We start from the raw sequence: 25914 nt of genomic DNA, 5'->3' as shown, positions 1-25914 counted from the left end.
GCCGCGACACGCGCCCCCGGCCCGGCGAGCCGGTTCCTATCCGAAGGTGGCGGGGTCGGGCCCGAGGCGGCGGCCGGCGTCGAGAGCGTCGATCGCGGCCATGTCGTCCGCGCTCAGCTCGAAGTCGAAGACCTCGAAGTTCTCCCTGATCCGCGAGGGCGTCACCGACTTCGGGATCACCACGTTGCCGAGCTGGAGGTGCCAGCGCAGCACCGCCTGCGCGGCGGTCCTGCCGTGCCTGGCGCCGATCTCGGCGAGGACCGGCAGGTCGAGCAGGCCCCGGCCCTGCCCGAGCGGGCTCCACGCCTCGGTGGCGACGCCGTGCCGCGCGTGGAAGTCGCGCAGTTCCCGCTGGGCGAGCTGCGGGTGCAGCTCGATCTGGTTGAGCACGGGGACCACGCCGGTCTCGGCGAGCAGCCGCTGCAGCGTGTCCACGGTGAAGTTGGACACCCCGATCGCCCGGACCCGGCCGTCGGCGTACAGCTTCTCCAGGGCCTGCCACGTCTCGACGTACCGGTTCCGGTTCGGCGCCGGCCAGTGGATCAGATAGAGGTCGACGGTCTCCAGGCCGAGCCGCCGCGTGCTGGCGTCGAAGGCGCGCAGCGCCTCGTCGTAGCCCTGCTCGTCGTTCCACAGCTTGGTGGTGACGAACAGCTCCTCGCGGGGGATGCCGGAGGCGCGCAGGGCCCGGCCGACGCCCTCCTCGTTGTTGTAGAGCCTGGCCGTGTCGATGCTCCGGTATCCGCATTCGAGCGCCGTCGTCACGGCCTTCTCCGCCTCGTCGTCGGCCACCTGCCAGACGCCGAAGCCGAGCCGCGGCATGGGAACGCCGTTGTTCAAAGTGATGACTTCCATGCCCCTATGCTGCCCCAACGCCCCGGCATGATCCCTTCCGGGTCCGTTCACCCCGAGTTCCCGCGTACGTCGCATGGGGTGGCTAGGGTGAGCGCGTCGTGAACGAATCCTCACGCGGCGTGGATGACGAGGGACGGTGCCACGCCGCCGGGCAGGGGCAGGCCGTCGCATGGGTGGAGTCCCCCCTGCAGCTTCTGTGCGTCGTCGAAGCGCACCATGCGGGGCTCCTCGGCCGCACCACCCGGGTGGTGCCGCGGTCCGGGCTGCCCGCGCTCCGGCTGACCCGGCGTGAGCTGGGGCGCCTCGGGCTGCCCGAGGGGCTGGAGTTCGCCGAGCCGTCCGAGCGGATTCCCCGTCCGGGCCGCACCTGGGCCGTGGGCGACGCCTTCTCCGGCCGGGTCCAGCTCGCCCTCGTGACGGCCGTCCCCGGGCGCACCGTGCTCGTGGACGACGGGCTCGCCACGATCCGTCTCCTGGAGTTACTGGTCGCGCGGCGCCCCCTGCTGCGCGCCCGTGCGACGGCGAGCCTGGGCCGCAGGGTGCTGGGCGCGGCGGCCGGGCTCCGCCTGCGCACGCGCCGGCCGTCGGTTTTCACCGCGCTCCCCGTTCCCGCCGGCCTCGCCGAGGAGGTGGCGGGCGCGGGCGTCCGGCTCGTCCGGCACGATTTCGCCTGGCTGCGCGCCCAGCCCGCCGACCGGCCGCCGCCGGAGCGCACGGTCGTGCTCGGCACCTCGCTCGTACGCAACGGGCTCATCCACCGCGACCGCTACCTGCGCTGGCTGGAGCGGATCGAGGAGCCCGTCGCGTACTTCCCCCACCGGCGGGAGGACCCCCGCGACCTCGACCGGGTGCGCCGCATCGCCGGCCTGACCGTGTACGACGCCGGAGCCCCGGCCGAGATGACGCTGCGCGACCTGCGGCCGGGCCAGCGGGTGCTGAGCCTGCCGTCCACCGCCGTGACCTCGCTGCGCGTGCTGCTGTCGGCCCGGGGTGTGCCGGTGGAGGCCGTGGACGTGCCGGCCGACTGGTGGACCTCCTCGGCCGCCCCGTCGCTCCGTTCCCATCTCCAGTTGTTCGCGCACCAGCCCCAGCAGACGAGCGGGGCACCGCCGGACTCTCCCCGAACAAGTGAAGGAAAGGTCGCTCCTTGACCCGTCTGCTCGCCGTGGCCGACTCCGATTCGTACCTCAAGTGGGCCGCGGGCCTGCTCGACGCGCTCCCGGAGGACTGGACCACGGATCTGGTCGTCGTCCGTACCCCCATCGCGCCCTCGGCGGCACAGATCGCCGCCGCGGTGAGCGGCACCCGGGCCGGCGCCGCGGGGCGGGAACTGCCCGCGGTGCAATCGGCGCGGCAGTTGCGGCGGACCGCCGAGCGGTTCCGGCCCGACGTCGTGCTGCTGGCCTGCACCGGGCCCGTGGTGGACGCGCTCGCCGCGGAGACGCCGGCCGGGCTGCGGCCCCGCCCGGTGCTGGTGTCGGGGCTGCCCGGCATCTCCGTGCCCGCGACGGAGAAGGCCTGGCTGTTCCGCAGCGGCTGCGACCTGTTCGTGGTGCACAGCGGCCGGGAGGTCGCCGAGTTCTCGGCCGTGGGCCGTGAGCTGGGCGGGGGAGGGGCGGTGGCGCTCGCCCGGCTGCCCTACCTGGACCTCGGCGCGGGCCTCGGCGGCCTCGGCGCGGACACCGGCGGGGGCGTCCGCGACCGGGTGGTGTTCGCCACGCAGGCCAAGGTGCCCCGCCGCCGCGAGGAGCGGGAGGACGTCCTGTTCGCCCTGGCCGCACTCGCGCGCGCCCGGCCGGACCTGGACGTGGTGGTCAAGCTGCGGGCCCGCGACGACGAGCGGCAGACGCACAACGAACGCCACCACTACGAGCGGCTGTGGAACGCGCTGGCGGACGAGGGCCGGGTGGACCGCGACCTGGTGCGCTTCGCCGCCGGGCCGATGCACGAGCACCTGTCGCGCGCGGCCGGGTTCGTCACGGTCAGCTCGACGGCCGCGCTGGAGGCGATCGCCGGGCATGTGCCGCTGCTCGTGCTGTCGGACTTCGGAGTGAGCGCCGAGATGATCAATCTGGTGTTCGAGGGCAGCGGCTGCCTCGGCACGCTCGACGACCTGGCGAAGGCCGGCTTCCGCACCCCCGACGCGGAGTGGTGCCGGGCCAACTACTTCCACGACGCTTCGGCCACCGACTGGGCCGGCCGGGTGGCGGCGCTGGTCGCCGCGGCCCGCGCGGGCACGCTGGAGCCGGCCCGCTCGCTCCTGGACGGCCCTGAGCACGCCGCCGCCCGCCGCCGCGCCCGGCTGCGCCTGGAGGTGCCGCCCAAGGTCCTCCGGTACGGCTACCGCGCCAAGCGCCGCATGCGCCGCTACCTCAAGGCTCTCTAGACGACGGCGTCCGCCGCCCGGAGCGCCCGTCGCAGCGCCTCCGGGCCGGCCGGCAGCAGCGGCAGCCGTACGCCGGGGGCCGGGATGCGGCCCCGCGCGTGCAGGACGGCCTTGACGACGGCGGGGTTGGGCTCCGCGAACAGGGCCGCCGACAGGGCCGCCAGGCGGTGGCCGAGCGCCCGGGCCCCGGCCGCGTCGCCCGACCGCCACAAGGTGATCAGTTCGGCGAACCGCGCGGTGCAGAGATGCGCCGAGGCGAGGATCCCGCCGTGCGCGCCGAGCGCCAGCAGGGGTGAGACGACGACGTCGTCACCGCCCAGCACCGCGAAGCCCGCCGGCGGATCCGCCAGAAGCTCGACGGTCTCCGCGTCGATCCCTCCGGCGGAGTACTTCACCCCGGCGATGCCGGGCAGCCCGGCCAGCCGCCGGATGGCGTCGGCGGACAGGGGCTGGCCCGTCCGGTAGGGCACGTGGTAGACGACCAGCGGCACCGGACTCGCCGCGGCGAGCGCGGCGAAGTGCGCGACCACCCCGGCCTCGCCGGGCCGTACGAACGGCGGCACGAGCGTGAGGGCGGCGGTCACCTCGGGACGGCGGCGCAGCGCCGTCAGCGCCTCCGCCGTGTTCGCGCCGACCAGAAGCTCCGCCGAGCGGGCCCGGCAGACCCCGGCGACCACGTCGAGGACGGCGCGCCGCTCGCCGTCCGTCAGGGAGGCCGGCTCCGCCGTGGTGCCCAGCGCGACGACGCCCGTCGCGTCGGCGTCCAGCATGTCGTGCGCCAGGGCCTCCAGCGCTGTCAGGGCGACGGCGCCATCGGCGTCGAAGGGAGTGATCAGTGGGACGTACAAACCGGTCAGTGTCATGCCTGCAGTGTCCGGCGGGCAATCTATAAGAACAATTGAATTGTTCTGAAATTATTTGTTAGCAAATCTAATGTTGCCGGGAGGGTCTCGTGAAGAACATGGCAGCACTGCCAGGTGCCCCCGTGCTGGTCGCTTTCAGGGGAGCCACTCCCGCAGGCCGTCCTGAAGGGAGGGGGGCGGTGCGCGCGCACCGCCCCCCTCCGCTCGCGGCCGGTTCCCTCCCCGGCCACGAGCGTGACTCATGGTGATCGGGCCACCGCTCCCGCCGCCTGGATCAACGCGGGAGGGTGGCCCGGCGCGTCAGAACTGACGCGCGGTGCTCGCCTTACCGGACCTCGCGTTGCCGGCCATGGGCAGGCAGGGCGGCGTCTGGAAGACGACGCCGTCGAGGAAGTTGCCGACCGCCGGGTTCCCACCGGCGGCCGACACCGATTCGAAGGCGAAGCGGGTCACGGTCTGCCCGGCGGGCACGACGTACGTGCCGGTGTAACGGCCCCAGGCGGTGTTGCCGTCCGAGATGTCGGGGGAGGCGGCCCCGTCCGGCGTCTGCGCGGTGGTGGCGCCCGGTGCGCCGATGAGGACCCGCATCACATCGGTTCCCGCCCGGCCCCGGTGATACAGCGACCAGGTCATCACCGTCCCGGGAACCGTGGGAACGTCCTGGTAGAGCGTGGAGGGCTCGTTGGCGTTGAGCTCGGCGAACTGCTGGCCGTCCGCCGCCGGGACGCCGCTGGAGCTGTTCCAGAACTCCAGCTTGCGGTCGGAAGCGGTCGTCCGCCAGCCGACGCCGGGGTTGGTGGAGGCGTCGGGGATGTTCCAGTCGTAGCGGTTCACGACAGGCGTCTCGAAGCTGCCGTTGACCAGGTCGACGGGCGTGCGGGTGCAGGTGACGGCGACGGTGACCGTCGCGGTGCTGCTGCCGCAGGCGGTGTCGATGGTGTAGGTGAAGGTGTCGGTGCCGGCGCGGTCCGTGTCGGGCGTGTAGATCAGCTTGTCGCCGGAGATCCGCACCGTGCCGTTGGCGGGCTGGGTCACCTGGCTGATCGTCGGGGCCGTCGCGGTGTCGTTGGCCAGCACCGGCACGGTGACGGCGGTGTTCTCCGTGGTGGCGGCGGTGTCGTCGGTCGCGTTGGTGGGCGAGATGGACTGCCCGTTGACGATGTTGATGGGCGGGGCGGAGGCGTTGTTGCCGAGCTGGCCGGGAGCGGCGATGACGCTGCTGATCCCGCTCGGGCGGATGGTCATGCTCCGCCCGACGGTGCCCGGCCTGACCCGGAAGGTGATGACTGTCGGACCCGGGTCGGTCTTGGTGCCCGGCGACGTGACGCTCAGGGTGTTGCCGCTCAGAGCCCCGTTGCTCACCGGCCCCACCACCTGGGCGTTGGCGAGCAGGGAGGACACGTCCCACATCGTGGTGTAGGTCCGGACCAGCAGCGGCCACTGCGCCGTACGGTGTGTGAGCGTGAGGGTGAAGGTGCTGCCTGGGGCGATCTGACCGCCCCAGAGCGAGGGCGAGGTGGTGACCGAGATCGAGCCGCTGCCCAGCCGCATGCCGAACGCGTTCTTCCAGTAGTACTCGACCGGGTAGTTGGCCTGCCCCTGCCGCACGCAGGGTGCGGCCGCGGCCTGGTGCGCGGGCCTGCCCACGGTGGGGCCGGAGACGGACTGCGCCTGGGACGCCGCGGTCGTCGCCGCGAGCAGGGGGATCATGAAGGCCCCGGCGAGGGTCGCCGTCGCCACGGCCCTGGCTCGACCGGCGAGGCCGCGCCGCTGACACGGTATGCGGTTCAACTTGTCGTCCTTACTCTCTGTGGTTGACAAGTAACTACAGGTGATCAAGGCGGGCGTGCAAGCCGACGTGCTGCTCTCGCCGTGAGTCGTTGGCAAACAAGCTCCGACCGCCGCGATCTCACTGTCGCGGCCAACGTCTTGCACTCCCGCGACGACGCCACCACCGACCGGGCCGTCAACCGGCTCCTGGCCGCCGAGTTCTGCGCTCCCTGAGCGCCAGTCAGCGGAACCGGCGATGTTCTCAGAGAGGGGGTGTCGCGGTGAGCAGGTCGGCGGCCCTGCGGACATCGGCGTCCAGCGGGCGGTCGGGATCGACCGCGGGGATCGCCTCGACCAGGGTGTCGAGGAGCGCCGCGCAGCCCGGAGCCGTGGGGCGGCGGGCGCCGACGTACGCCGCCTGCCGCAACCCCACCGCCAGCGACCCGCAGAGCAGCCGCAGCAGGCCGGCCATGTCGTAGGCGCGCAGAGCGGCCTGGGTGCCGAACGGCACCACGTCCTGGTTGTGCAGGTTGGTCGGCAGGCTCTGCATGCCGGCCGGCACGGCGGCGCGGCGGATCTCGGCGACGAACGCCGTCGTGGCGAGCTGCACCCCCTGCATCCCGTGCTGGCGGCCGGGCCCGGCGGCGAGCATGGGGGGCAGGCCGCCGTTGCGGGCCGGGTCGACGAGGAGGTCGAGCTGCCGCTCCGCGAGGTTGCCGAGCTGGGCGGTGACCATCGCCAGGACGTCGGCGGCGAATGCGGCCGGCTGCCCGAAGAAGTTGCCGCCGTGCACGACCAGGTCGTCGTCGGGGAAGAACAGCGGGTTGTCGCTGACGCTGGACAGGTCGGCCGCGACGACACCGTCGACGTAGCGCAGGGCGTCCTCGGCGGCGCCCAGCAGTTGCGGGGAGCAGCGGATGCTGTACGGCTCCTGCAGCGCACGTGTGCCGGCCGGGATGGTCCCGGCGAGGGTCCCCCGCATGCCGTCGGCGACGTCGATCGCGCCGGGATGGCCGTAGGCGTCGAGCAGGCGCGGGTGGAGGAAGCCCGGGTCGCAGCCGAGCAGATCGACCAGCAGACAGGTGAGCGCCTGCGTCGCGCGGTGCGAGGACCGGACGCTGTCCAGGGCCAGGGCGGTCGCGGCCGTGGTGAGGGAGGTGCCGTTGACGAGCGCGAGGGCGTCCCGGCCGTCGAGCGTCAGCGGGGTCAGCCCGGCGCGGCGCAGCGCCTCGGCCGCGGGCATCCGCGAGCCGCCGAGATACGCCTGTCCCCGGCCGCGCAGCGCCTGGGCGGCGTAGGCGAGCGGGATCAGGTCCCCGCTCGCGCCGACCGAGCCGTAGCGGGGGATCGCCGGAACGAACGTCGTCGTGAACATCGCGGCGAGCCCGTCGACCACGTGCGCCGAAACGCCGGACGCCCCCTGGGCGAGCGACCACGTACGCACGAGGATCGCGGCCCGGCTCACGTCGTGGGGCAGATCCGGCCCCTGCCCGGCGCCGAGGTGGGCCAGGGTGTTGTCACACTGGTCCGCTTCCTCCTCCCGGCCGGAGAACCCGACCAGGGCGCCGAATCCGGTGGTCGCGCCGTAGACCGGACGTTCCTCCTCCCGTACGTCGCGGAGGAAGCCACGGCCCCGCTCGACGCGGTCACGGACGGCCGCGCCGGCCACGACGGACACCGGTGTCGCGGCGCGGTGCAGGTCGGCTGAGCGCAGCGGAGCGCTGAGGTCGATGGTGCCTTCGACGGCGGACATGCCGGGACCGTAGGCAGCCGATTCTCAGAATCCTATGAGAATTCGTCCGTAGCTTCCGGCTCATGGCGCATGACTACCTGATCATCGGGGCCGGACCGGCCGGGCTGCAGCTCGCCGCACTGCTCGAACACGGCGGTCACGACTATGTCGTCCTGGAGCGCGGAGCCGGCCCGGGCACCTTCTTCACCCGGTACCCGCGGCACCGCCAGCTGATCTCCATCAACAAGGTGCACACGGGGTACGACGACCCGGAGCTGCGGCTGCGGATGGACTGGAACTCGCTGCTGAGCGACGATCCCGAGCTGCTGTTCACCCGCTACAGCGAGAAGTACTTCCCGCAGGCCGACGATCTCGTGCGCTACCTGTCCGACTACGCGGCGGCGACCGGCGTCCGGGTGCGCTACGACGTCGACGTCGTAAGGATCGGCCGGGACGACGACGGGTTCACCGCCACCGACCGCGGTGGACGCACCTGGCGGGGGCGGCGGCTGGTCGTGGCCACCGGCGTCTCCCAGCTGTACGTCCCGCCGATCCCGGGCATCGACCACGCCGAACGCTACGACACCTTCGAGACCGACCCGCGGTCCTTCGCCGACCAGCGGGTCCTGGTGATCGGCAAGGGCAACTCGGCGTTCGAGACCGCCGACGCGCTCATGGACCAGGCCGCGGTCATCCACGTCGCCGGGCCGCACTCCGTCAGGATGGCCTGGCAGTCGCACTTCGTCGGGCACCTGCGCGCGGTGAACAACAACTTCCTCGACAGCTACCAGCTGAAGTCCCAGAACACGGTCCTCGACGGCACGGTGGAGAGCATCGAACGCCGCGCCGACGGCGGCTACCGGGTGATGTTCCGCTATGCCCGCACCGTGGAGGCGCTGCGCGAGCTGTGCTACGACCGGGTGGTCGTGTGCACCGGCTTCCGGTTCGACGCCTCGGTGTTCGACGACGGGTGCCGGCCCACGCTGGTCATCGACGACCGTTTCCCCGAGCAGACGCCGGCGTACGAGTCCGTCAACGTGCCTGATCTGTACTTCGCCGGCACACTCACCCAGCAACGCGACTTCAAGAAGGCCACCAGCGGGTTCATCCACGGTTTCCGGTACGGCGTGCGCGCACTCCACCGGATCCTGACCACCCGTTACCACGGCGGGACCTGGCCGGCCGAGCAGGTCGAGCCCGCCCCCGAGGCGATCGGTGACGCGATCATCGCGCGGGTCAACCGCTCGTCGGCGCTGTGGCAGCAGTTCGGCGTGCTCGGCGACGTCGTCACGGTGACCGGAGACACCGCGCTCTACCAGGAGGAGGTCCCGGTGGCGTACGTGGCCGGCGGCGGCCTCGGCCGCGCCCCGCACACGTTCGTCGTCACCCTGGAGTACGGCGAGGGCCACGACGCCGTCGACCCCTTCGACATCTCGATCCCGAGGGTGGTCGAGAACGACGCCGTCAACGCCCAGGACGCGAGCTACCTGCACCCTGTGGTGCGGCACTATCGGGACGGCGCGCCGGCCGGCGTCCACCACCTCGCGGAGAACCTGGAGAACCACTGGAACCTGCCGGAGGTGCACCAGCAGCCACTGGCCGTCTTCGTCAAGGAGTGCCTTGCCGACGCCGGCTGAGCCGTACCCGCGTGCCGTTCTGGACCTCCTGGCCGCGGCCGGGGACCGGCCCGTCTTCGAGCACGGCGCCCGTGCCGTCACCGGCGCACAGATGCTCGGCCTCGTCCGGCGGATCGCGGCCGGGCTGCGCGCCGCGGCCCTCGGGCCCGGGGACGGCCTCGCCATGATGCTCGGTGTCACCCCCGAGGCGTTCGCCGCGACGATCGCCGCCTACGCCGTGGGAGCCCGGGCCGTCGGGGTGCGGCCCGGGCTGTCCGACGGCCAGTTGCGCCACGTGCTCCACCAGGACGTCACCGCGGTCGTCACTGACGCGGCCACCGGGCCGGACCACGCACGGCGCACGCTGACCATCGCCGAGCTGCTGGCCGCGCCCGGCGAGGACGGTCCGCTGCGCCTGTCCGGCCGGCCGGAGGACGTCGCCCGGCTCGTCTACACCAGCGGAAGCACCGGCACGCCCAAGGCCTGCGCCCAGACCTACGCCGCCATGGACGCGGCATGGACGGCCCGCCCGGAGGCGTGGCCGCCCGCGATCCGCGAACTGGCCTCCCGGCTGCGGCGCTACCTGGTGTTCGGGTCGCTGGGCAGCCAGGTGATGATGGAGTACGGCGTGCTCACGCTCGCCGCGGGCGGGACGATGGTCGTCGCGGACCCGCCCGCGTTCCCCGACGCGATCACCAGGCATCGGGCGACCGCCAGCGTCATCACCGTGCCTCGCCTCTACAGACTCGTCGCCGCCCAGCGCACCGCCCCGGCCGACCTGAGCAGCCTCCGGGCGCTCATGGTGTCGGGGTCGCCGCTGGAGGCGTCCCGGCTCCGCGAAGCACTCGACGTGCTCGGCCCGGTCGTGTTCCAGGGCTACGGGCAGACCGAGACCGGCACGATCTCCATGGCCACGCCGCAGGACGTCCCCCCGTCGGTCGGGTTCCCGCCCGACGTCGTCGACGTCGAAATCCGGGACGCGGACGGCCGGCCCGTCCCGCCCGGCGCCGACGGCGAGCTGTACGTCCGTACTCCCGCGCAGGCCGTCGGATACTGGGCCGAGCCGGCGGAGACCGCGGAGGTGTTCGTCGACGGGTGGGTGCGCACCCGGGACCTGGGCCACTTCGACGAGGACGGACGGCTGTACCTGGCCGGACGGACACGGGACGTCGTCATCGTCAACGCGAACCTCTACTACGCCGGTCCGATCGAGCGGGTCCTGGCCGCTTCCCCCGACGTCGCGGAGGCGTACGTGGTCGGCGCCCCGGACGAGGACACCGGCGAGGCGGTGCACGCGTTCGTGGTGCCGGTGGCGGACCGGATCCCCGACCTCGGCTCGCTGCGGGCGCTGGTCGGCGAGCGGCTCGGCGACGCGTGCGTTCCGGCGACCATCACCGTCCTCGACGAGGTGCCGACGGCGCCGAACGGCAAACCGGACAAGCGCCTTCTGACGGCCGCGATACCCCGGGCCGGGAACAGCGTTCCCTGACGACCGTCCGGCGAGAAGGAGAGCAGCCGGTCCTGCCCCGGTGGCGCTTCCGCGCTCCGGCTACGTGCCGCTTCGCGAGCGCGCGCGGTCTGCCGAGGTTCACGCCGTGATCGTCGCCGTGTCTCTCGTTCACCTCCCGTGCTTTCGGGTCCTCGAGCTCGGCCAGCTCGGTCATCACCTCGGCCGGCATTGTCTCCGTCGGCGTCGTTCCGGCCACCTCAGCCTCCTTACCGTCATGGGCGAGATCAGCCTACGAGCACTAGTGCTTCTTCAGCAGAAGCTCGGTGTTGCGGTCGCCGGGCAGGCCCGCGAGCCCGCTCCGGATGCCGGGGGAGTTGAACGAGAACTCGCGATAGAGCGCGGCCAGGCCGCCCTGGGACAGGTCGGCGAAGTCGGTGCGGTGCGGCGCGGCCGACTCCACCAGGGTGGTGAACAGCGACAGCGTCCCGTCGTGGTTGTCGGCCAGTTCGACGACCCTCGCCAGCTGGGGGTAGTCGACGTGGGAGGCGGTGGAGATCTCCCAGAGGCCGCCATGGGGGACGATCCTGTTGAGGTGGGAGTGACCGTTGATCCACGCGGCCACGTTGCGGTGCTTCCTCAGCACCGCGAGGAGCTCCTGTCCGCTGTGGCGTTTCTCGCCGGGCCGGGCGGGGTTGGGGGTGAGGTTGGTCATGGCCCAGCTCGGGTGGTGACTGAAGATCAGCGCGGTGTCGCCGGCGTGGGTCTTCAGGGCCCGCTCCAGCCAGGCGAGCTGCCGGGTGCCGACCGATCCGCGGTAGTCGCCGCCGCGGTCGGTGGTGTCCAGGCTGATGCCGACCACCCCGTCGGCGATCCGGAAGGAGTAGTCCAGCCGGCCGCTGTCGAGGTTGTCCCGGGTGTAGCCGTGGCCGACGGGTCCCGCGCCGGTGTACGCCGGGTCGAGGTGGGCGGCGACGTAGGCGTGCGGGCTCAGGGGGGCGCGGCGCTCGTCGGCGGTGACCGTGCGGGTCCTGCCCTTGTAACGCTTCCACGCGGCGCGGAAGCGGGCGCCCGTGGGGTCGCCCCGGCGCAGCGCCCGGTAGACGGCGCCGGCCTCGGACGCGGGCAGATCGAAGAGCTTGCGCGAGCCGGTCGCCAGGTCGGCGAAGAAGCCGCCGGCCCCGGAGTAGGCGCCGCCGAAGAGCTGGTCGTGGTTGCCGATGGTGGAATACCACGGTACGGCCAGGCCGGGGCTGCTCACCTCGCGGACGGCCGCCTTCAGGAAGCCGTCCAGGTGCGGGAATCCCACCCGCTTGTCGACGTCGCGCAGGCCGGAGTCGGGCTGCCAGTAGAGGCCCAGACCGGAGTTCTGCACGCCCTCGTACGAGCCGGGGTCGCCGGTGTTCGGGGTGAAGCGGCCGCCGGTCATGGCGGTGAGGAACCACTCCATCTCGATCCGGGAGTTGTTGTCGGTGTTGTCACCGGTGGTCATCACGAAGCCGATCGGCGCGCGGGTGGCCGGGCCGTACCGCAGGGTGTTGATCTGCTCGATCAGCGAGACGGCGCCGACGGCGGTCAGCGCCTCCTGGGGGCGCCAGGAGCCCAGGTCTCCGCCGCGCAGGAACTCGTAGCGCTGCGGGTTCTGCGCGTCGGTGATGTGCAGGTCGGTGAACTGGACGAAGCAGGCCAGCACCGTACGGCGTTCGGCCCTGTCCTTCTCGGCGTCGGCCAGGTCGGTGCGGGTCACCCGCCGCCAGCCGGGGCCGTCGGACAGCCTGCGGTATCCGCCGGTGCCCTGCGGGCTGGCGACGGTGCGGACCGTCGTCATCGGCGCCGCGGCCGAGGGTGTCACGATCGAGGGCGGCACGATCGAGGGCGGCACGACCGAGGAGGCGGCCGGGACGGCGGGGAGGGCGATCTCCAGCGCGACGCCCGAGGCGGTCGCTCCGGAGGCGAGGAGGAAGGCGCGGCGGCTGAGGGCGGGATCCATGATTTCCCCAGTGGTGGCGTCGAGGCGAACGTCCACTGGGGATGTTTGACAGTGGGAATGACTCCCGGCCTAACACGGCTGAAACGCCGTCCAGCCATATAACGCATAGAAATAACCGCAGGTGATACGACATCTGGTGGCTGCGGGCCGGAAGCCTGCCGCTCTCCCGCCGTTCAGGAGAGCCGTGCCGGCCTGCCTCTGTCTCAGGCGGATGCGGTCACCCGGACGGACCCGCCCGGTGTCGAACCGCCACCTATGCCGGGCGGGCCGCGCCGGTTTCCGCGTGCGTCGCCGGCTCGGCCGGCGCCGCCGGCTGCCCGGCTGACGGCGGTGCCGTACGGCGCCGGGTGAGCAGGAGCGCGAGAGATCCGGCGATCAGCCCCCAGAAGGCCGATCCGATGCCCGCGATGGAGGTCGCCGAGGCGGTGACGACGAAGGTGACCGCGGCCGCCTCCCGCCGGTCCGGCCCGGTGAAGGCGGTGGCGAGCGAGGAGGCGAGGGCCGGGAGGAGCGCGAGCCCGGCCACGGCGGTGACCAGGACCGGGGGCGAGGCCACGACGAGCGCGGTGGCGAAGGCGGCGCCCAGCCCCAGCGTGAGCTGCCCGGCGCCGAGGGCCAGGGTGGCGATCCAGCGGCGGGCCGGGTCGGGGTGGGCGTCGGGCCCGGCGGTCATGGCGGCGGTGATGGCGGCGAGGTTGATCGCGTGTCCGCCGAACGGCGCGGCGGCCGTGCTGACGAGCCCCGTCGTCACCAGTGCGCCGCGCAGCGGCACCGGGTAACCGTAGGTGGAGAGAACGGCCGCCCCGGGCACGTTCTGTCCCGCCATGGTCACCAGGAACAGCGGCAGCGCGATGCCGACGAGGGCCGGCAGGGTCACGGCGGGCATCGTGAACACCGGGTCGGGGCGCAGGGACGCGGCGGGGAACGCGGCGCCGCTGATCGCGAGGCCCGCCACTGCCGCGGTCAGCGCCCCGGCGACCGCCCACCGCCGGGCGTACCGCATCAGCACCGCCCAGGTCAGGATGACCGGCCCCGCCAGCAGCGGGACGTCGGCCATCGCGCGGAGCGGGGCGGTGCACAGCGGGACCAGGACGCCGGCGAGCATGGCCGCCGCGATGGGGCCGGGGATCGCGGCGACGGCGCGGGCCAGCCACGGGACGAGCCCGGCGAGCACGGTGAGGAGCCCGCAGACGGCGAAGGCCCCGATCGCCGCCGGGTAGCCGCCGGCCACGTGCCCGGCCGAGACGAGCAGCGCGGCGCCCGGAGTGGACCACGCGATCGCGACGGGCATGCGATACCGGACGGACAGGACGGCGGCGGCGACGGCGATGCCGGTGCAGAGCGCGAGCAGGCCGGAGGCCGCCTGCCGCGAGCCGGCCCCGGCCGCCTGAAGGCCGGCGAGGACCACGGAGAACGAGCTGGCGTAACCGACGACGGCGCTGACCAGTCCGGCGAGCACCGGCTGCAGATTCCGCACCCGTCCCCCCTCGCGACCCGGGCGTTCCGTTTACGGAACGATTTCAGGTGACACCATAACCAGGTGGGTGCAGACGGGACAAGCCGGTTCGATCCGGCCATCGGGCGGCGGCTGCGCGGGCTGCGGGAGGCACGCGGGCTGTCGCTGTCGGAGCTCGCCCGCAGGGCCGGCGTCGGCAAGGCGACCGTGTCGGGGCTGGAGCACGGCACCCGCAACCCCACGCTGGAGACGATGTACGCGATCGCTGCCGCGTTGTCGGTCCCGATGAGCGCGCTCACGCTGGACCCCGGCGCCCCCGCCGGCGCCGCCTCACCGGTGCGGGGCGCGGCCGTCGTCTCCACCCTGCTGGAGGTGTTCCGGGAGCCGGGCGCGACCTACGAGATGTTCCGCCTGCGGATCCTCGCCGGGGCCGAGCAGACCTCGCCCGCGCATCCGCCCGGGGTCACCGAGCACCTCTCGGTCATCCGGGGGGCGGTCAGGACGGGCCCGGCCGCCGCGCCGCTGACCGCCGCCGCCGGGGAGCACCTCTCCTGGGCCGCGGACGTCCCCCATGTCTACGCGGCCCTCGGCGGCGTCGAGGCACACGCGATCCTCCTCATCCGAACGCCCGTGAATCCGCGCTCAGCGGGTGAGCAGGCGGCGCAGGCGTGAGGCCGGCTGCGCGGGCGGGGGAGGCGGGGGCTCGATCAGGCCCAGCGCCTCCAGCCTGCGCTTCTTGAAGTAGCGGGCCGGGCCGTGGTCGCGCACGTAGGCCGCCGCGGCGTCGCGCAGCCCGGGGTGCGCCGCGCTCTGCATGCAGTAGCCGACCGCCCCAACCAGGGCGGGCAGGTCCAGGGCGGGCGGCTCGGTGAGCGTGCCGTCGGCCTCCAGCCGGGGCAGGGTCGCGTCCGCGATCGTCGCCGGAATCCGGTTGCCGTTCTCGTACGGCGTGAGCCGTTCGAGCACGAGATCGGTTCCGGCGGCCGCGACGGGCAGGCCGAACAGCCGCCGCGCGGTCACCAGCGCGGTGGAGAAGCACCCCGCGACCAGGTCGGGGCGGTGCGCGGCGAAGCACGCCTCGGCGGGCGTCGTCTCGGACGCCACCAGGAGTTCGACGCCCAGCTCCGCGGCGACCGGCCGCAGCTCGCGGGCGTGCCGCCGCCCGGCGGCGGGGTGCGGCTTGAACAGCACCGTGCGGTGTCCACGGGCCGCCAGGCCGCGCAGCATCCGCTCGTGCAGCCCGGCCTCCTCGGCGGCGGTGAGCAGGCCCAGCGAGGACAGGTACTGCCCGAGGATCACCGCCTCGGCGCGGGGGGCCGCTTCGGCCGCCTCCGTGATCCGGCCCACGACCTTCGTGAACGACGCGTGCGTGAGCGCCTCGGCCGGCACGCCGTACTCGGCGAGGAGCATGGGCGCGAGGCCCGGGACGAGGTCGAGGTGGAGCAGCCAGCCGATCCGGCCGGCGATCTCCTGCGGCAGCGGGTCGCGGGTGGGCCCGTAGCTCATGAGCCCGTCGGAGTAGACGGTGATCGGGCAGTCCTTCACCAGACCCGCGAGCGTCCGCGACGGCGGCACCGCGATCGACTCCAGGACCAGCTCGCCCGGTTCCCCCAGCAGGTCGCGCAGCAGGCGGCCGAGCATGGGCGTCTCGATCACCCGAGGCTTCCAGTCCGACGGGTGCAGCGGCGCGATGACCTCATTCCAGGACAGCACGCGGTCGAACGTCCCGCGCAGCGCGGCGAACCCCGGCGCCTCGTCCAGCGCCGGGGTCACCTCCGGGATCGCCGCGTTGTTCGACACCAGCAGGACCCGGGGCCCGCCGCCGAACCGCCCCTCGTCGATCGCCGCGGCGAGCGTCATCGCCCCGAACAGCGTGGAGGCGTAGAACAGCGTCGGGTCAGGCACGCGGCCCTCCGGGAAGGTAGGGGCCGAGCAGGGCGGCCCGCTCGGGCTCCAGGCCGCCGACCGCCTCGGTCAGCGTCTCGCGCGGCAGCCGGGCGAGCGCCGCCCGCGCCCGCTCGTCGAACCGGGCCCGTACGGCCGGGGTGAACCGTCCGGTCAGCTCGGCGTGGTGGGCGAGCAGCGCGCACAGGTTGCGGGCCGCCTTGGGCAGGTAGCGCGGCTCGGCCTCGTCCAGCACGATGGCGTAGGCGTCGAAGAAGTGCAGTTGCCGCTCGTCGCCGATCTGGGTGAGCGAGGCCGGGAGCCCCCGCCGGTAGAACAGCCCGGCGAGGGACACCACGGCGTACGACCGGGCGAGGCGGTGCAGCCGCCAGATCCACGGGCGGTCCTCGGCGGTGTGCAGGCCCGAGGGGAACGCCAGCAGGTCCCCCAGCTCACGCCGGTAGATCCCGGCCCAGGCGTAGGGGTAGTCGACCATGGTCTTGAGCCCGGCCGGCAGGATGCCCTCGCGCGGGTCGAGCACGACCCCGCGGCGCGGCTGCGGCGCCCGGTGCGTCTCCCGGTTGCGGCCCTCGGCCCGCACGTGGTCCACCCGGACGAAGTCGCAGCCCAGCCCGTCGATCGCCGCGACCAGCCGGGGCAGGTAGCCCGGCGCGAGCCAGTCGTCGGCGTCGAGGAAGGTGACGTACCGGCCGGAGGCCAGCTTCAGCCCGGTGTTGCGGGCGTCGGCGAGCCCCAGCGGCGCCGCGTTGCGGACGAGCGCGAGCCCCGGCAGGTCGCGCCGGAAGTCCTCGGCGACCTCCGCCGTCGCGTCGGCCGAGCCGTCGTCGACGACGACGACCTCGGTCTCGAACGCGCGCGTCCGGTTGCGCGCCAGGGAGGCGAGGGCGTCCCCGAGGTACGCCTCGCCGTCCCTGACGGGCACGATCACGGAAAGGGTGATCACGCCGTGACCCGGCGCAGGCGGGCCCGCGGGGCCTCCTCACCGGGGTAGACCCGCTTGACGCCGTCCCCGAGGGACTCCTCGATGATCCGGATGTCGCGGACGAGGTGCTCCAGGCCGCTCGGCTCCAGCGAGGCGGCGTGGTCGGAGCCCCACATCGTGCGGTCGAGGGTGATGTGCCGCTCGACGGTGACCGCGCCCAGCGTCACGGCCGCCAGCGAGATCTGCAGCCCGCGCTCGTGCCCCGAGTAGCCGACCGGCACGCCGTACCGCTGCCGCAGCGTGGTGATCATGCGGAGGTTGGCCTCCTCCGGGGGCAGCGGATAGGTGGACGTGGCGTGCATCATCACCAGGCGCTCGGCGCCGAGGATCTCCACCGCCGCGTCGATCTCCTCGATCGTCGACATGCCGGTGGACAGGATGACCGGCTTGCGGGTCGCCGCCAGCGCCCGGAGCAGTTCGTGGTCGGTCACCGAGGCCGAGGCCACCTTGTGCGCGACGACGTCCATCTTCTCCAGGAACTCCACCGACGGCACGTCCCAGGGGGAGGCGAACCAGTCGACGCCGCGCTCCTCGCAGTACTTGGCGATGTGGGCGTACTCGTCGGCGCCGAACTCGGTGCGGAGCTTGTACTCCATGTAGGTCATCTCGCCCCACGGGGTCTGCCGGATCTGGTCGCGCTGCTCCAGCGGCACACAGATCTCCGGCGTCCGCTTCTGGAACTTGACCGCCTGGCAGCCGGCGTCGGCGGCCACGTCGATCAGCCTCCGGGCGATCTCCACGTCACCGTTGTGGTTGATGCCGATCTCGCCGATCACGTAGACCGGCTGCCCGGGCCCGACCAGCGACCTGCCGATCCGCACCGGCCGGGGCTCAGCGAGCGGGGCCGCGCCGTACGCCGGGAAGACGGGGGCGGCAGGGGTCTCGGGGGCGGTTTCAGGGGCGGTTTCAGGGGCGGAGGCCGGGCGGGCGGCGAGCACCCGGTCGGACAGCTCGCGCACCGCTCCCGCGCCGCCGGGGGCCGACAGCACGACGCGGGCGGCGGCGCGCACCCGGGGGTGGGCGCCCGGCACCGCGACCGGCCAGCCGACCATCGCCATGCAGGACAGGTCGTTGACGTCGTTGCCGACGTAGGCGACCCGCTCGGGGTCCAGGCCCTCGGCGGCCAGCCAGGCGCGCAGCGCGACGTCCTTGGCGCCGAGGCCCTGCACCACGGGCACGCCGAGCTTGGCGGCGCGGGCGGCGACGACAGGGTTGCGCTCGGTGGACAGCACGAGCGTCCGCACCCCGGCCCGGCGCAGCAGCGCGATCCCCATGCCGTCGGAGCGGCTGACGGCGACCATCTCGCGGCCCTCGGAGTCGACGAACGCGCGGTCGTCGGTGTGCACGCCGTCGAAGTCGGTGACGACCGCGTCCACGTCGACGGGCAGCGGCTCGTCCACGAACGGGGCGAGCGCCCGGGCGATCTCCAGGTCCTCCGGGACGTCGATCTCGACCGCGTGCCGGGCGGGCACGGGCTGGACCGCGACGGTGCCGAAGAACCGGTGGCCGCGCTCGCGCAGGCCCGCCGTACGCATGACGTAGAACGCGCCGGTCTCCCGGAAGTGGGGCTCGCGGTCCTGGCGGCGCGGGCGCACGGCCGGGTCGTGGTTCACCCCGTGACCGGCGCCGGTCCAGACGAACTCGTAGGTCTCGACGCCGGAGAAGACCACGTCGGCCTCGCCGCCGAGCACCCTGCCCACGGCCGCGTCGAGGTCGCGGGGGTCGAGGAACGCGCTGGTGCACTGGACGAGGACGACGATCTCCGGGTCGACGGTCTCCGGGTCGACGGTCTCCGGGCCCTCGCCCGGCGTCTCGGACAGGGCGTGCAGCACGGCCGACTCGCTGGAGGCGGCCGGGCCGCTCAGGTCGGCGGGCCGGCGCACCACGCGGGCCCCGGCGGCCTCGGCCGCCCGGGCGATCAGGTCGTGGTCGGTGCTGACGACGACCTCGTCCACGAGCTCGGCGCGCAGGCAGGCGTCGACCGCGCGGGCCACGAGCGGAACGCCGCCCACCTTCTCCAGGTTCTTGAGCGGGACGCCCACCGAACCACCTCTGGCGGGGACGACTGCCAGCACTCGCACGAGTGACTCCTTCACCTGCGACATCGGGAACCCCGGGGGTCCTGGGGGGCGGGGGTGTCCCGAAAACTAGCCAGCAGGTGGTCCCGTCAGGGGTTGCGCGGCTGAACGAGCAGGGGCGCCGGTCTTAACTTTGGGTGTCCTCCATTCGGGGTCGCGCGTTCTGGCCCCCGGGGTCCGGTCCGTCCGGATCCGGCTCGTCCGGGTGATCGGGCGCCAGCGGCAGCCGCAGCACGAACCGCACGCCGTCCTCGACGTTCTCCACCCGGATGGACCCGCCATGGGCCTCCACCACCTCGCGGGCGATGGCGAGGCCGAGCCCGGTGCCGCCCCGGCTGCGGCTGCGCGCCGCGTCGGTCCGGTAGAACCGCTCGAAGATCCGTTCGTGGTCCGCCTCCGGGATGCACCCGCCGTCGTTGCGCACGCAGAGGACCGCCTCGTCCTCCGCCCGCTCGATCCGTACGGACACCACCGTCAGCGCGTGCCGCTCGGCGTTGTCGAGCAGGTTGGCCACCACCCGGGCGAGGTGCCGGCGCATGCCCCTGATCACCACCCCCGGCGTCTCGTGCAACTGGGTCGGCAACCGGCCCGGCCGCCGGTCGACCTCGGCGACGACCAGATGCGACAGGTCGACCTCCTCCCGCGCGGTCTCGGGGACCGTGGGGATGCGGGCGAGCAGGAGCAGGTCGGAGACGATCGCCTCCAGCCGCTCGGTGTCGCGCAGCGCCGCGAGGACCGCCTCGGGGGTGTCCTCGGGATGCAGCCGCGCGCTCTCCAGCTGGGCGCGGATCCCGGCGATGGGGGTGAGCAGTTCGTGCGAGGCGTCCGCCGCGAACTGCCGCTGCCGCCGGATCGAGGTGTCGAGCCGGGCCAGCGTGTCGTTGGCGGTCCTCGCGAGGACGGCGATCTCGTCGTCGCCGGGTGGCTCGGGCACCCGCGAGCCGGGGTTCTTCTCGCCGATCCCCGCGAGCTCCGACCGGATGGCCTCGACGGGGCGCAGCACGCGGCCGGCCGTCTTCCAGGCGGTCCATCCCGAGAGCGCGGAGAGCAGCAGGGCCAGCAGGAACAGCGACGGCAGGGCCAGGGGGCTGGTGAGGATCGCCGGGGCGGCGCGGCCCGCGTAGACGAAGTCGGAGCCGGAGCCGGGGAGGACGCGCACCACCGTCACGTAGATGCAGTCGCGGCCGTGGGGGGCGCAGGAGGTCGTCTGGGTCACCTCGCCGTCGGCGGCGGGGTGTAACGGGCTCAGCCGGTGGACGCCCCTGGCCGCCGCGCTGCCGGCGATCACGCGGCCGTCGGAGCTGACCACCTCCACCAGGTCGATGCCGTTGGCGCCGGCCGGCACGGGATCGGTCAGGGTGCCGTCGCGGATCGAGGCCGCGACGCGGCTCGCGGTGTCGAGGCTCTCGTTCCAGATCCCTTCGGCGACCGCGTGCCGTACGAGCACGTTGAGCACGACCGCGATCGGGATCAGCAGGCACGCCGCGAGCCCGGCCGCGATCAGCGTCAGCCGGGCCCGGAGCGAGCGGGGGTGCTTGGGAACGAGCATCACCCGAGGCTACTCATGGTCATTACGCGAAAAACTCGCAACGATGGCAATAGAACGCCAAAACTATCCAAAGTCGGATTTATGCCGCATTGCCGGATGTTTCGGTGAAGACCGCGACCGTGCGGGCGGGCACGCGCAGGACGCCGCTCGCGGGGTCGGCCGCCGCCTGGCGCACTACCGAATCGGCCGACGCCGCCTGCACCGGGTGCAGCGCGACCCGGGCGCCCCTGACGCCGGGCACGGCCGGATCGGCGGCCTTCCCGGTGGCGTTGAACACCACGTAGATCGCCTTCACGGCGGGGTCGGCGCCGGCGGCGTCGATCCGCATGACGATCACTCCGGGCGTCCCCGAGGGCGGGAACGTCACCCGCCGGGCGATCTCCGCCGTCGAGCCCAGCGAGAACGCGGGGGAGGAGTACCTGATCCGCAGCAGCTCGCCGAACCCGGCCCGGGCCGCCCCGATCGCCGCGCAGTCCGGCCGCAGCGCGGGATCGGCCAGCAGCGGCCGCGCGTACGGCCAGTGCGCCTCGTTGTCCTTCGCGGGCGGCAGGCCGGCCCCGAAGCCGTTGCCCCGCTCGCAGTCCCACAGCAGCCGGTTGAACCAGTCGCCCGAGTCGTAGGAGTTGCGGTCGAGCGACTTGGACCGCAGCCGTTCGCTGCCGGCGTGGACGAACGCCGTGCCCTGGCCGAGCAGGACCGTGGCCAGCGACAGCGTCTGCATCCTGACCCGGTCGGCCATCGGGGTGTCCCGCGGCAGCTTGTACGCCAGCGCGTCGAACAGCGTCTCGTTGTCGTGCGCGTCCACGTACGTCACCGCGTCGCCCGGCGTGGCGGCGTACCCCGCGGGGCCGCCGTTGTACTCGATCTCGGAGCCCTTCACCGGCGTGCCCGCCGACCCGGTGAACGTGAAGTCGCGCAGGTTGCCCGCGAGCCCCAGCCTGACCAGGTCCTCGTAGTGCGCGAGCCGGTCGCCGGGCCGGTCCGCGAGGCCGGAGCCGAAGCCCTGGACGCCCGGGTCGGCGTCGAACGGCGAACCGCCGCGCACCGCGTCGCGCAGCCGGTCGTTGAACGTGCCGATCCCGGTCCCGGCCATGGCCGCCTGCGTGGCCTGCTCGAACCGGGCGCCACCCGCGACCTCGCCGAAGTCCCAGCCCTCGCCGTACAGGATGATCGACCTGCCGTCCACGCCGTCCCTGCCCGGCGTGAGCGCGTCGAGCGCCTTCCGTACGGCGAGGATGTTCGCCTTGGGGTGATGACCCATCAGGTCGAACCGGAACCCGTCGACCTTGTACTGCCTCGCCCAGGTGACGATCGAGTCGACCACGAGGCGGCCCATCATCGCGTGCTCCGGCGCGGTGTTCGCGCAGCAGGTGGAGGTCGCCACCGTGCCGTCGTCCATGAGCCGCTGGTAGTAGCCGGGGACGACGCGGTCGAGCACGCTGCCCGGGTCCTGCCCGGCGGCGTGCGTGTGGTTGTAGACCACGTCCATGACCACCCGCAGCCCCGCGCCGTTCAGCCCCGCCACCATCTCGCGGAACTCCCTGATCCGCCGGTCCGGGTGGGTCGCGTACGACCCCTCCGGCACGGTGTAGTGCAGGGGGTCGTACCCCCAGTTGAAGGAGTCCCCGGCGGCCGTCTCCATGACGCACGCCTGCTGGCGGTCGGAGTCCGGCGGCAGCGCGGCGAGGTCGCAGCCCGGCTCGGCGCGGTCCGCCACGAGGTCGGGCACGGTCGCGAAGTCGAAGACCGGCAGCAGGTGCACATGGGTCAGCCCGTCCTTCGCCAGGCTCCGCAACTCGGTCATCCCGGCGCTGCCCGTCTCGGTGAACGCCTTGTACGTGCCGCGCTCGGCGGCCGGCACGGTGGCGTCGGAGGCGGAGAAGTCGCGCACGTGCAGTTCGTAGATCGACGCGCGGTCCTGCCGCACCGCCGGGGGCTTGCGCAGCGCCGTCCAGCCGTCCGGCCGCAGCGCCCGGTCGTCCAGGTCCACGATCTGGCTGCGCCCGGACCCGGCCGACACCGACAGGCTGTAGGGGTCGGTCACCTCGTTCGTCACGAACTTCCCGGCGGCCGGGGCGTAGACGGTGACGAGATAGGTGTAGTACCTGCCCCGCCAGGACGACGGGCCGGCGACGGACCACACGCCGGTCGCGTCGTCCCTGCGCATCGGGTGAACGGAACGGCGACCGGCCGCCGGGCCGTCGTAGAGGGCCAGCTCGACCTTCCGGGCCGTCGGCGCCCACACCGACAGCGCGCCGCCGCCGGTCGGCCCCAGAGGGATCTTGGCGGCACCGGCGTAGAGATCGTCGAGCACGCCGGAGATCTGCACGCCGGTGGCGGTCAGCAGCGCGCCGGAGGGGCCGCGCTCGACCGCCACCACCTGGCCGCGTAGCGCGTCGCGCACGAGACCGGTGTCGCGCGGGTCCACCTTCAGCGCGCCGTACGCCGACAGGTGCGGCCACGCGGCCTTCTGCGCGTCGCTCAGCTGCCCGGGGGTCAGCCGGACGAGATGGACGTCCCCGGTGTGATCGCCCTTCTCGTACGCGATGTCGCCCTTGGGGGAGTAGGCCAGCGCGTAGCTGTTCGCCGCCGCGACCTCGCCCTTCCAGGCCACGGTGTCGCGGTCGATCCACTGGGCCGCCGCCTTCGACAGGTCGGCGTCCGCCCCGGAGGCCGCCGGCTGGGGCAGCAGGTATCCGTCCACACCTGACAGTTTCCACGCCTCGTTGCCGGTGACGGCGAGATCGAGGGACTGGCCGGTCTGCTGGTCCTTGACGTCGCCCTTGTGGACGATCCACCCGAGCGACCGCGCGCCCTCCTTGAGCGGCACCTCGAAGTAGACCCCGAAGAGGTCCTTCCCGGCCGGCTTCAGCGGGTCGCCCCACTCGGCCGATCCGGCCGCGTCGCCCCAGAAGTGCGGGCCCCAGCCGTCGTAGTCGCCGCCGTCGCGCTTGTAGTGGACCACCACGTAATCGCGCCTGACCGCGCCCGGCTCCTCTTCCGCGGGCTCCGGCCCCGCCGTCGCGGTCGCCGTGTCGCCCGCGAACCGGCCCGCCGAGTCCTTGACCACGGCCTTGTACGTCAGAGGGGTGCCCTCCGGGTCAAGTCCACGCGGAGCGCGTCCCGGGCGAGCTCGGCGTCCGGCGGCGCGGCCGGAGCGGCGGTGGTGTCGGCTACTGTCACGCCCACGATGGTGCAAGCATTTGCTGAAATTTCCGGAAACATTCCAGTCGTCCCGTGACCCGCCGCCGTAACAGGCGTGAAACCTATGTCCGACACTGTTGGTGTCGCGTCGGCCCGCGCGGATGGAGGAGGAGGTGGTGGGGATGTTGCTGCGACTGAGGGTCTCGCTCCCCGACCGGCCGGGGGTGCTCGGCCAGGTGGCGCGGGCGTTCGGGGTCATGGGCGCCGACATCCTGCAGGTCACTGTGCTGGAGCGGCAGGCGGGCCGGGCCGTGGACGACTTCACCGTCTCCTGGTCGGCGGTGTTCGAGCCCGCCGAGCTGCGCGACCGCATCGGGGTGGTGCCCGGCACGCGGGTGGAGGGCGTGTGGCCGACCCGGGAGGTGCCCGGCGCGAGCCTCGACTACGACCTTCTCGGCCACGTGGCCGGCGACCCCGGCCGCGCGTACGTCACCCTCGTGGACGCGGTGGCCGACCTGGTGAGCGCGGAGTGGGCGGTGGCCGTCGACTCGGCCGGCGGCGCGATCGTCCACGGGTGCTGGCAGGCGCCCGAGACGGTGCCCGCGGCCGAGCTGACCCCGCTGCGCGCCACGGCGTTCGACGAGGGCGGCCTGCACCTGGTGAGCGTGCCGATGGACGGCGTCCACCTGGTGGTGGCCCGCTCCCAGGGCCCGGCGTTCCACCGGGCCGAGGTCGACAAGATCGCCCGGCTGGCGGGGATCGTCTCGGTGCTGGCCGGCGGCGTCAGCCGTACGGTGTGAGCCGTACGGCGTGTGCCGGCGTCATCGGTGCGGCGGTGTCAGCGGCGGGGCGGGTCGATGCGGTTGCCGTCCATGGTGAAGAGCATGAGGCGGGAGACGTCGACGGCGACCCGGCCGTGCTCGCCCGCGCGCCACACCGGCCGGTTGCCCAGCCGGACGATCAGGTCGGCGCGCCGGTGCGTGCCTGACGACGCCGAGATCGGCGGCGGTTCCTCCTCCTCCGGCGCCGACGAGCCGTTCAGCAGGCGGCGCACTATCGACCGGGCCTTGCCGCCACCGTTGGTGCCGTTCATCTGGCGGCGGTCCGGCGGCTCCGGCGCGGTGACGGCGGGAATCCCGGCCTCGAGATAGGCGAGCCACTCGTGACCGTGGTACTCCAGCGTCCTGACCCGGCCGAAGAAGGTCGGGCCCTCGGTCTTCTCCGGCACCGGGACGAGCCCGTCCGGCCGGATGCCCACGATGATCTGCATGCCGGTGTGCTGGGAGACGGCGTACGCGCGTGGATCGGTCCAGGGCATGGTGATCTGGTGCGGGCCGAAGTCGAGCATGATGAACTTGTTCTGCGGGGTGCGCACGGTCGCCGCGAGCAGGTTGAGCTGCTGGGAGTTGAGGAACGCGGCGGTGAAGGCGGTCGCCGGGTCGTTGTAGACCTGCGCGGGGGTGCCGAGGTCCTGCAGCACGCCCCTGTTCATGATCGCGATGCGGTCGGCCAGGGTCAGGGCCTCGACCTGGTCGTGCGTCACGTAGATCGTGGTGACCCCCAGCGCGCGGACCAGTGACGAGATCTCCATGCGCAGCTCGGTGCGCATGCCGGCGTCGAGGTTGGACAGCGGCTCGTCCATGAGGAAGAGCGAGGGCTGGCGCACGATCGCGCGGCCCATGGCGACGCGCTGGCGCTGGCCGCCGGACAGCGTGCCCGGACGCCGGTCCAGCGTCTCGTCGATGTGCAGCGCCCGCGACAGCTCGACGACCCGCTGTTTGACCGCGGTGGGATCGGCCTTGGCGATCTCCAGCGGGAACGACAGGTTGCCGCGCACCGTCCGGTGCGGATAGAGGGCGCCGTTCTGGAACACCATCGCGACGTCCCGGTCCCGGGGCGCGAGGTGGTTCGCGAGCTGCCCGCCCAGCCACAGGTCGCCGGAGGTGATCTCCTCCAGTCCCGCGATCATGCGCAGCAGTGTGGACTTCCCGCAGCCCGACGGGCCGAGCAGGACAAGAAGCTCGCCCTCGTCCGCACGCAGGTTCATGCGGTCGACCGCGAGGTACCCCCCCGGGTAGATCTTCGTCACGTTGTCGAGGACGACGGTGCTCATTCCAAGCTCGTTCCTCCCGGGCAGGAGA

General features: G+C 73.2%; 19 protein-coding genes. 7 read left to right on the top strand and 12 right to left on the bottom strand.

Annotated features, from left to right (window positions below; all coding sequences use genetic code 11):
• Window positions 1–36: 36 nt before the first annotated feature.
• On the bottom strand, window positions 37–855 hold the full coding sequence (locus OG344_RS26870; RefSeq protein ID WP_405085480.1) for an aldo/keto reductase: 819 nt from the start codon (window positions 853–855) through the stop codon (window positions 37–39).
• A gap of 98 nt (window positions 856–953) precedes the next feature.
• On the opposite strand from OG344_RS26870, the gene OG344_RS26865 reads away from it, so the two are divergent.
• The gene (locus OG344_RS26865) at window positions 954–2006 is read left to right on the top strand and encodes a hypothetical protein (protein ID WP_405085479.1); all 1053 of its coding nucleotides are present in this window, start codon (window positions 954–956) and stop codon (window positions 2004–2006) included.
• Complete coding sequence (locus OG344_RS26860; protein WP_405085478.1) at window positions 2003–3241, top strand: DUF6716 putative glycosyltransferase; 1239 nt, start codon at window positions 2003–2005, stop codon at window positions 3239–3241. Before OG344_RS26865 ends, OG344_RS26860 begins: the two co-directional genes overlap by 4 nt.
• Here OG344_RS26860 and OG344_RS26855 read toward each other — a convergent pair.
• Window positions 3238–4104, bottom strand: a complete 867-nt coding sequence (locus OG344_RS26855) for a dihydrodipicolinate synthase family protein (protein WP_405085477.1) — start codon at window positions 4102–4104, stop codon at window positions 3238–3240. The genes OG344_RS26860 and OG344_RS26855 overlap by 4 nt on opposite strands.
• A 300-nt stretch (window positions 4105–4404) precedes the next feature.
• Entirely contained in the window at window positions 4405–5895 is a 1491-nt protein-coding gene (locus OG344_RS26850; protein ID WP_405085476.1) for an Ig-like domain-containing protein, read from the bottom strand.
• An 81-nt stretch (window positions 5896–5976) separates the two neighbouring features.
• Here OG344_RS26850 and OG344_RS26845 point away from each other — a divergent pair, with 81 nt between their 5' ends.
• Entirely contained in the window at window positions 5977–6108 is a 132-nt protein-coding gene (locus OG344_RS26845; protein ID WP_405085475.1) for a hypothetical protein, read from the top strand.
• A 28-nt stretch (window positions 6109–6136) separates the two neighbouring features.
• On the opposite strand, the gene OG344_RS26840 is transcribed toward OG344_RS26845, so the two are convergent.
• Window positions 6137–7627 (bottom strand): aromatic amino acid ammonia-lyase, encoded by a 1491-nt coding sequence (locus OG344_RS26840; protein ID WP_405085474.1) that lies wholly within the window; start codon window positions 7625–7627, stop codon window positions 6137–6139.
• A 62-nt stretch (window positions 7628–7689) separates the two neighbouring features.
• On the opposite strand from OG344_RS26840, the gene OG344_RS26835 reads away from it, so the two are divergent.
• Window positions 7690–9243, top strand: a complete 1554-nt coding sequence (locus OG344_RS26835) for an NAD(P)-binding domain-containing protein (RefSeq protein ID WP_405085473.1) — start codon at window positions 7690–7692, stop codon at window positions 9241–9243.
• Entirely contained in the window at window positions 9227–10711 is a 1485-nt protein-coding gene (locus OG344_RS26830; RefSeq protein WP_405085472.1) for a class I adenylate-forming enzyme family protein, read from the top strand. The genes OG344_RS26835 and OG344_RS26830 overlap by 17 nt, the downstream gene beginning before the upstream one ends.
• 259 nt (window positions 10712–10970) lie before the next feature.
• On the opposite strand, the gene OG344_RS26825 is transcribed toward OG344_RS26830, so the two are convergent.
• Both OG344_RS26825 and OG344_RS26820 read right to left on the bottom strand, forming a co-directional pair.
• Window positions 10971–12659 (bottom strand): TIGR03767 family metallophosphoesterase, encoded by a 1689-nt coding sequence (locus tag OG344_RS26825; RefSeq protein ID WP_405085471.1) that lies wholly within the window; start codon window positions 12657–12659, stop codon window positions 10971–10973.
• Window positions 12660–12912: 253 nt separating this feature from the next.
• Window positions 12913–14136, bottom strand: coding sequence for a benzoate/H(+) symporter BenE family transporter (locus OG344_RS26820; protein WP_405085470.1), 1224 nt, complete (start codon window positions 14134–14136; stop codon window positions 12913–12915).
• Between the two features lie 63 nt (window positions 14137–14199).
• On the opposite strand from OG344_RS26820, the gene OG344_RS26815 reads away from it, so the two are divergent.
• Window positions 14200–14787, top strand: coding sequence for a helix-turn-helix domain-containing protein (locus tag OG344_RS26815; RefSeq protein ID WP_405085469.1), 588 nt, complete (start codon window positions 14200–14202; stop codon window positions 14785–14787).
• Here the strand turns inward: OG344_RS26815 and OG344_RS26810 are convergent.
• The 5 genes from OG344_RS26810 to pulA all read right to left on the bottom strand — a co-directional run bounded on the left by OG344_RS26810 (window position 14758) and on the right by pulA (window position 23699).
• On the bottom strand, window positions 14758–16020 hold the full coding sequence (locus OG344_RS26810; protein WP_405085468.1) for a polysialyltransferase family glycosyltransferase: 1263 nt from the start codon (window positions 16018–16020) through the stop codon (window positions 14758–14760). The genes OG344_RS26815 and OG344_RS26810 overlap by 30 nt on opposite strands.
• Window positions 16013–16963 (bottom strand): glycosyltransferase family 2 protein, encoded by a 951-nt coding sequence (locus tag OG344_RS26805; RefSeq protein ID WP_405085467.1) that lies wholly within the window; start codon window positions 16961–16963, stop codon window positions 16013–16015. The genes OG344_RS26810 and OG344_RS26805 overlap by 8 nt, the downstream gene beginning before the upstream one ends.
• On the bottom strand, window positions 16960–19083 hold the full coding sequence (locus tag OG344_RS26800; RefSeq protein ID WP_405085466.1) for an N-acetylneuraminate synthase family protein: 2124 nt from the start codon (window positions 19081–19083) through the stop codon (window positions 16960–16962). The genes OG344_RS26805 and OG344_RS26800 overlap by 4 nt, the downstream gene beginning before the upstream one ends.
• A gap of 124 nt (window positions 19084–19207) precedes the next feature.
• Window positions 19208–20629 carry a sensor histidine kinase gene (locus OG344_RS26795; protein WP_405085465.1) on the bottom strand — a complete coding sequence of 474 codons (1422 nt, stop codon included), beginning with the start codon at window positions 20627–20629 and terminating at the stop codon, window positions 19208–19210.
• A gap of 79 nt (window positions 20630–20708) precedes the next feature.
• Window positions 20709–23699: a pullulanase-type alpha-1,6-glucosidase gene (gene pulA / locus OG344_RS26790; RefSeq protein ID WP_405085464.1), complete on the bottom strand. Its 2991-nt coding sequence runs from the start codon at window positions 23697–23699 to the stop codon at window positions 20709–20711.
• Window positions 23700–23955: 256 nt separating this feature from the next.
• Here pulA and OG344_RS26785 point away from each other — a divergent pair, with 256 nt between their 5' ends.
• Window positions 23956–24573, top strand: coding sequence for an amino acid-binding protein (locus OG344_RS26785; protein WP_405085463.1), 618 nt, complete (start codon window positions 23956–23958; stop codon window positions 24571–24573).
• A gap of 38 nt (window positions 24574–24611) precedes the next feature.
• On the opposite strand, the gene OG344_RS26780 is transcribed toward OG344_RS26785, so the two are convergent.
• Entirely contained in the window at window positions 24612–25886 is a 1275-nt protein-coding gene (locus tag OG344_RS26780) for an ABC transporter ATP-binding protein (RefSeq protein ID WP_405085462.1), read from the bottom strand.
• Window positions 25887–25914 lie beyond the last annotated feature (28 nt).

The sequence above is a fragment of the Microbispora sp. NBC_01389 genome (assembly GCF_045040095.1).
Taxonomy (GTDB): Bacteria; Actinomycetota; Actinomycetes; order Streptosporangiales; family Streptosporangiaceae; genus Microbispora.
Note: the sequence above shows the minus strand (reverse complement) of the source record. Positions and strands in the feature narration are given on the sequence as shown.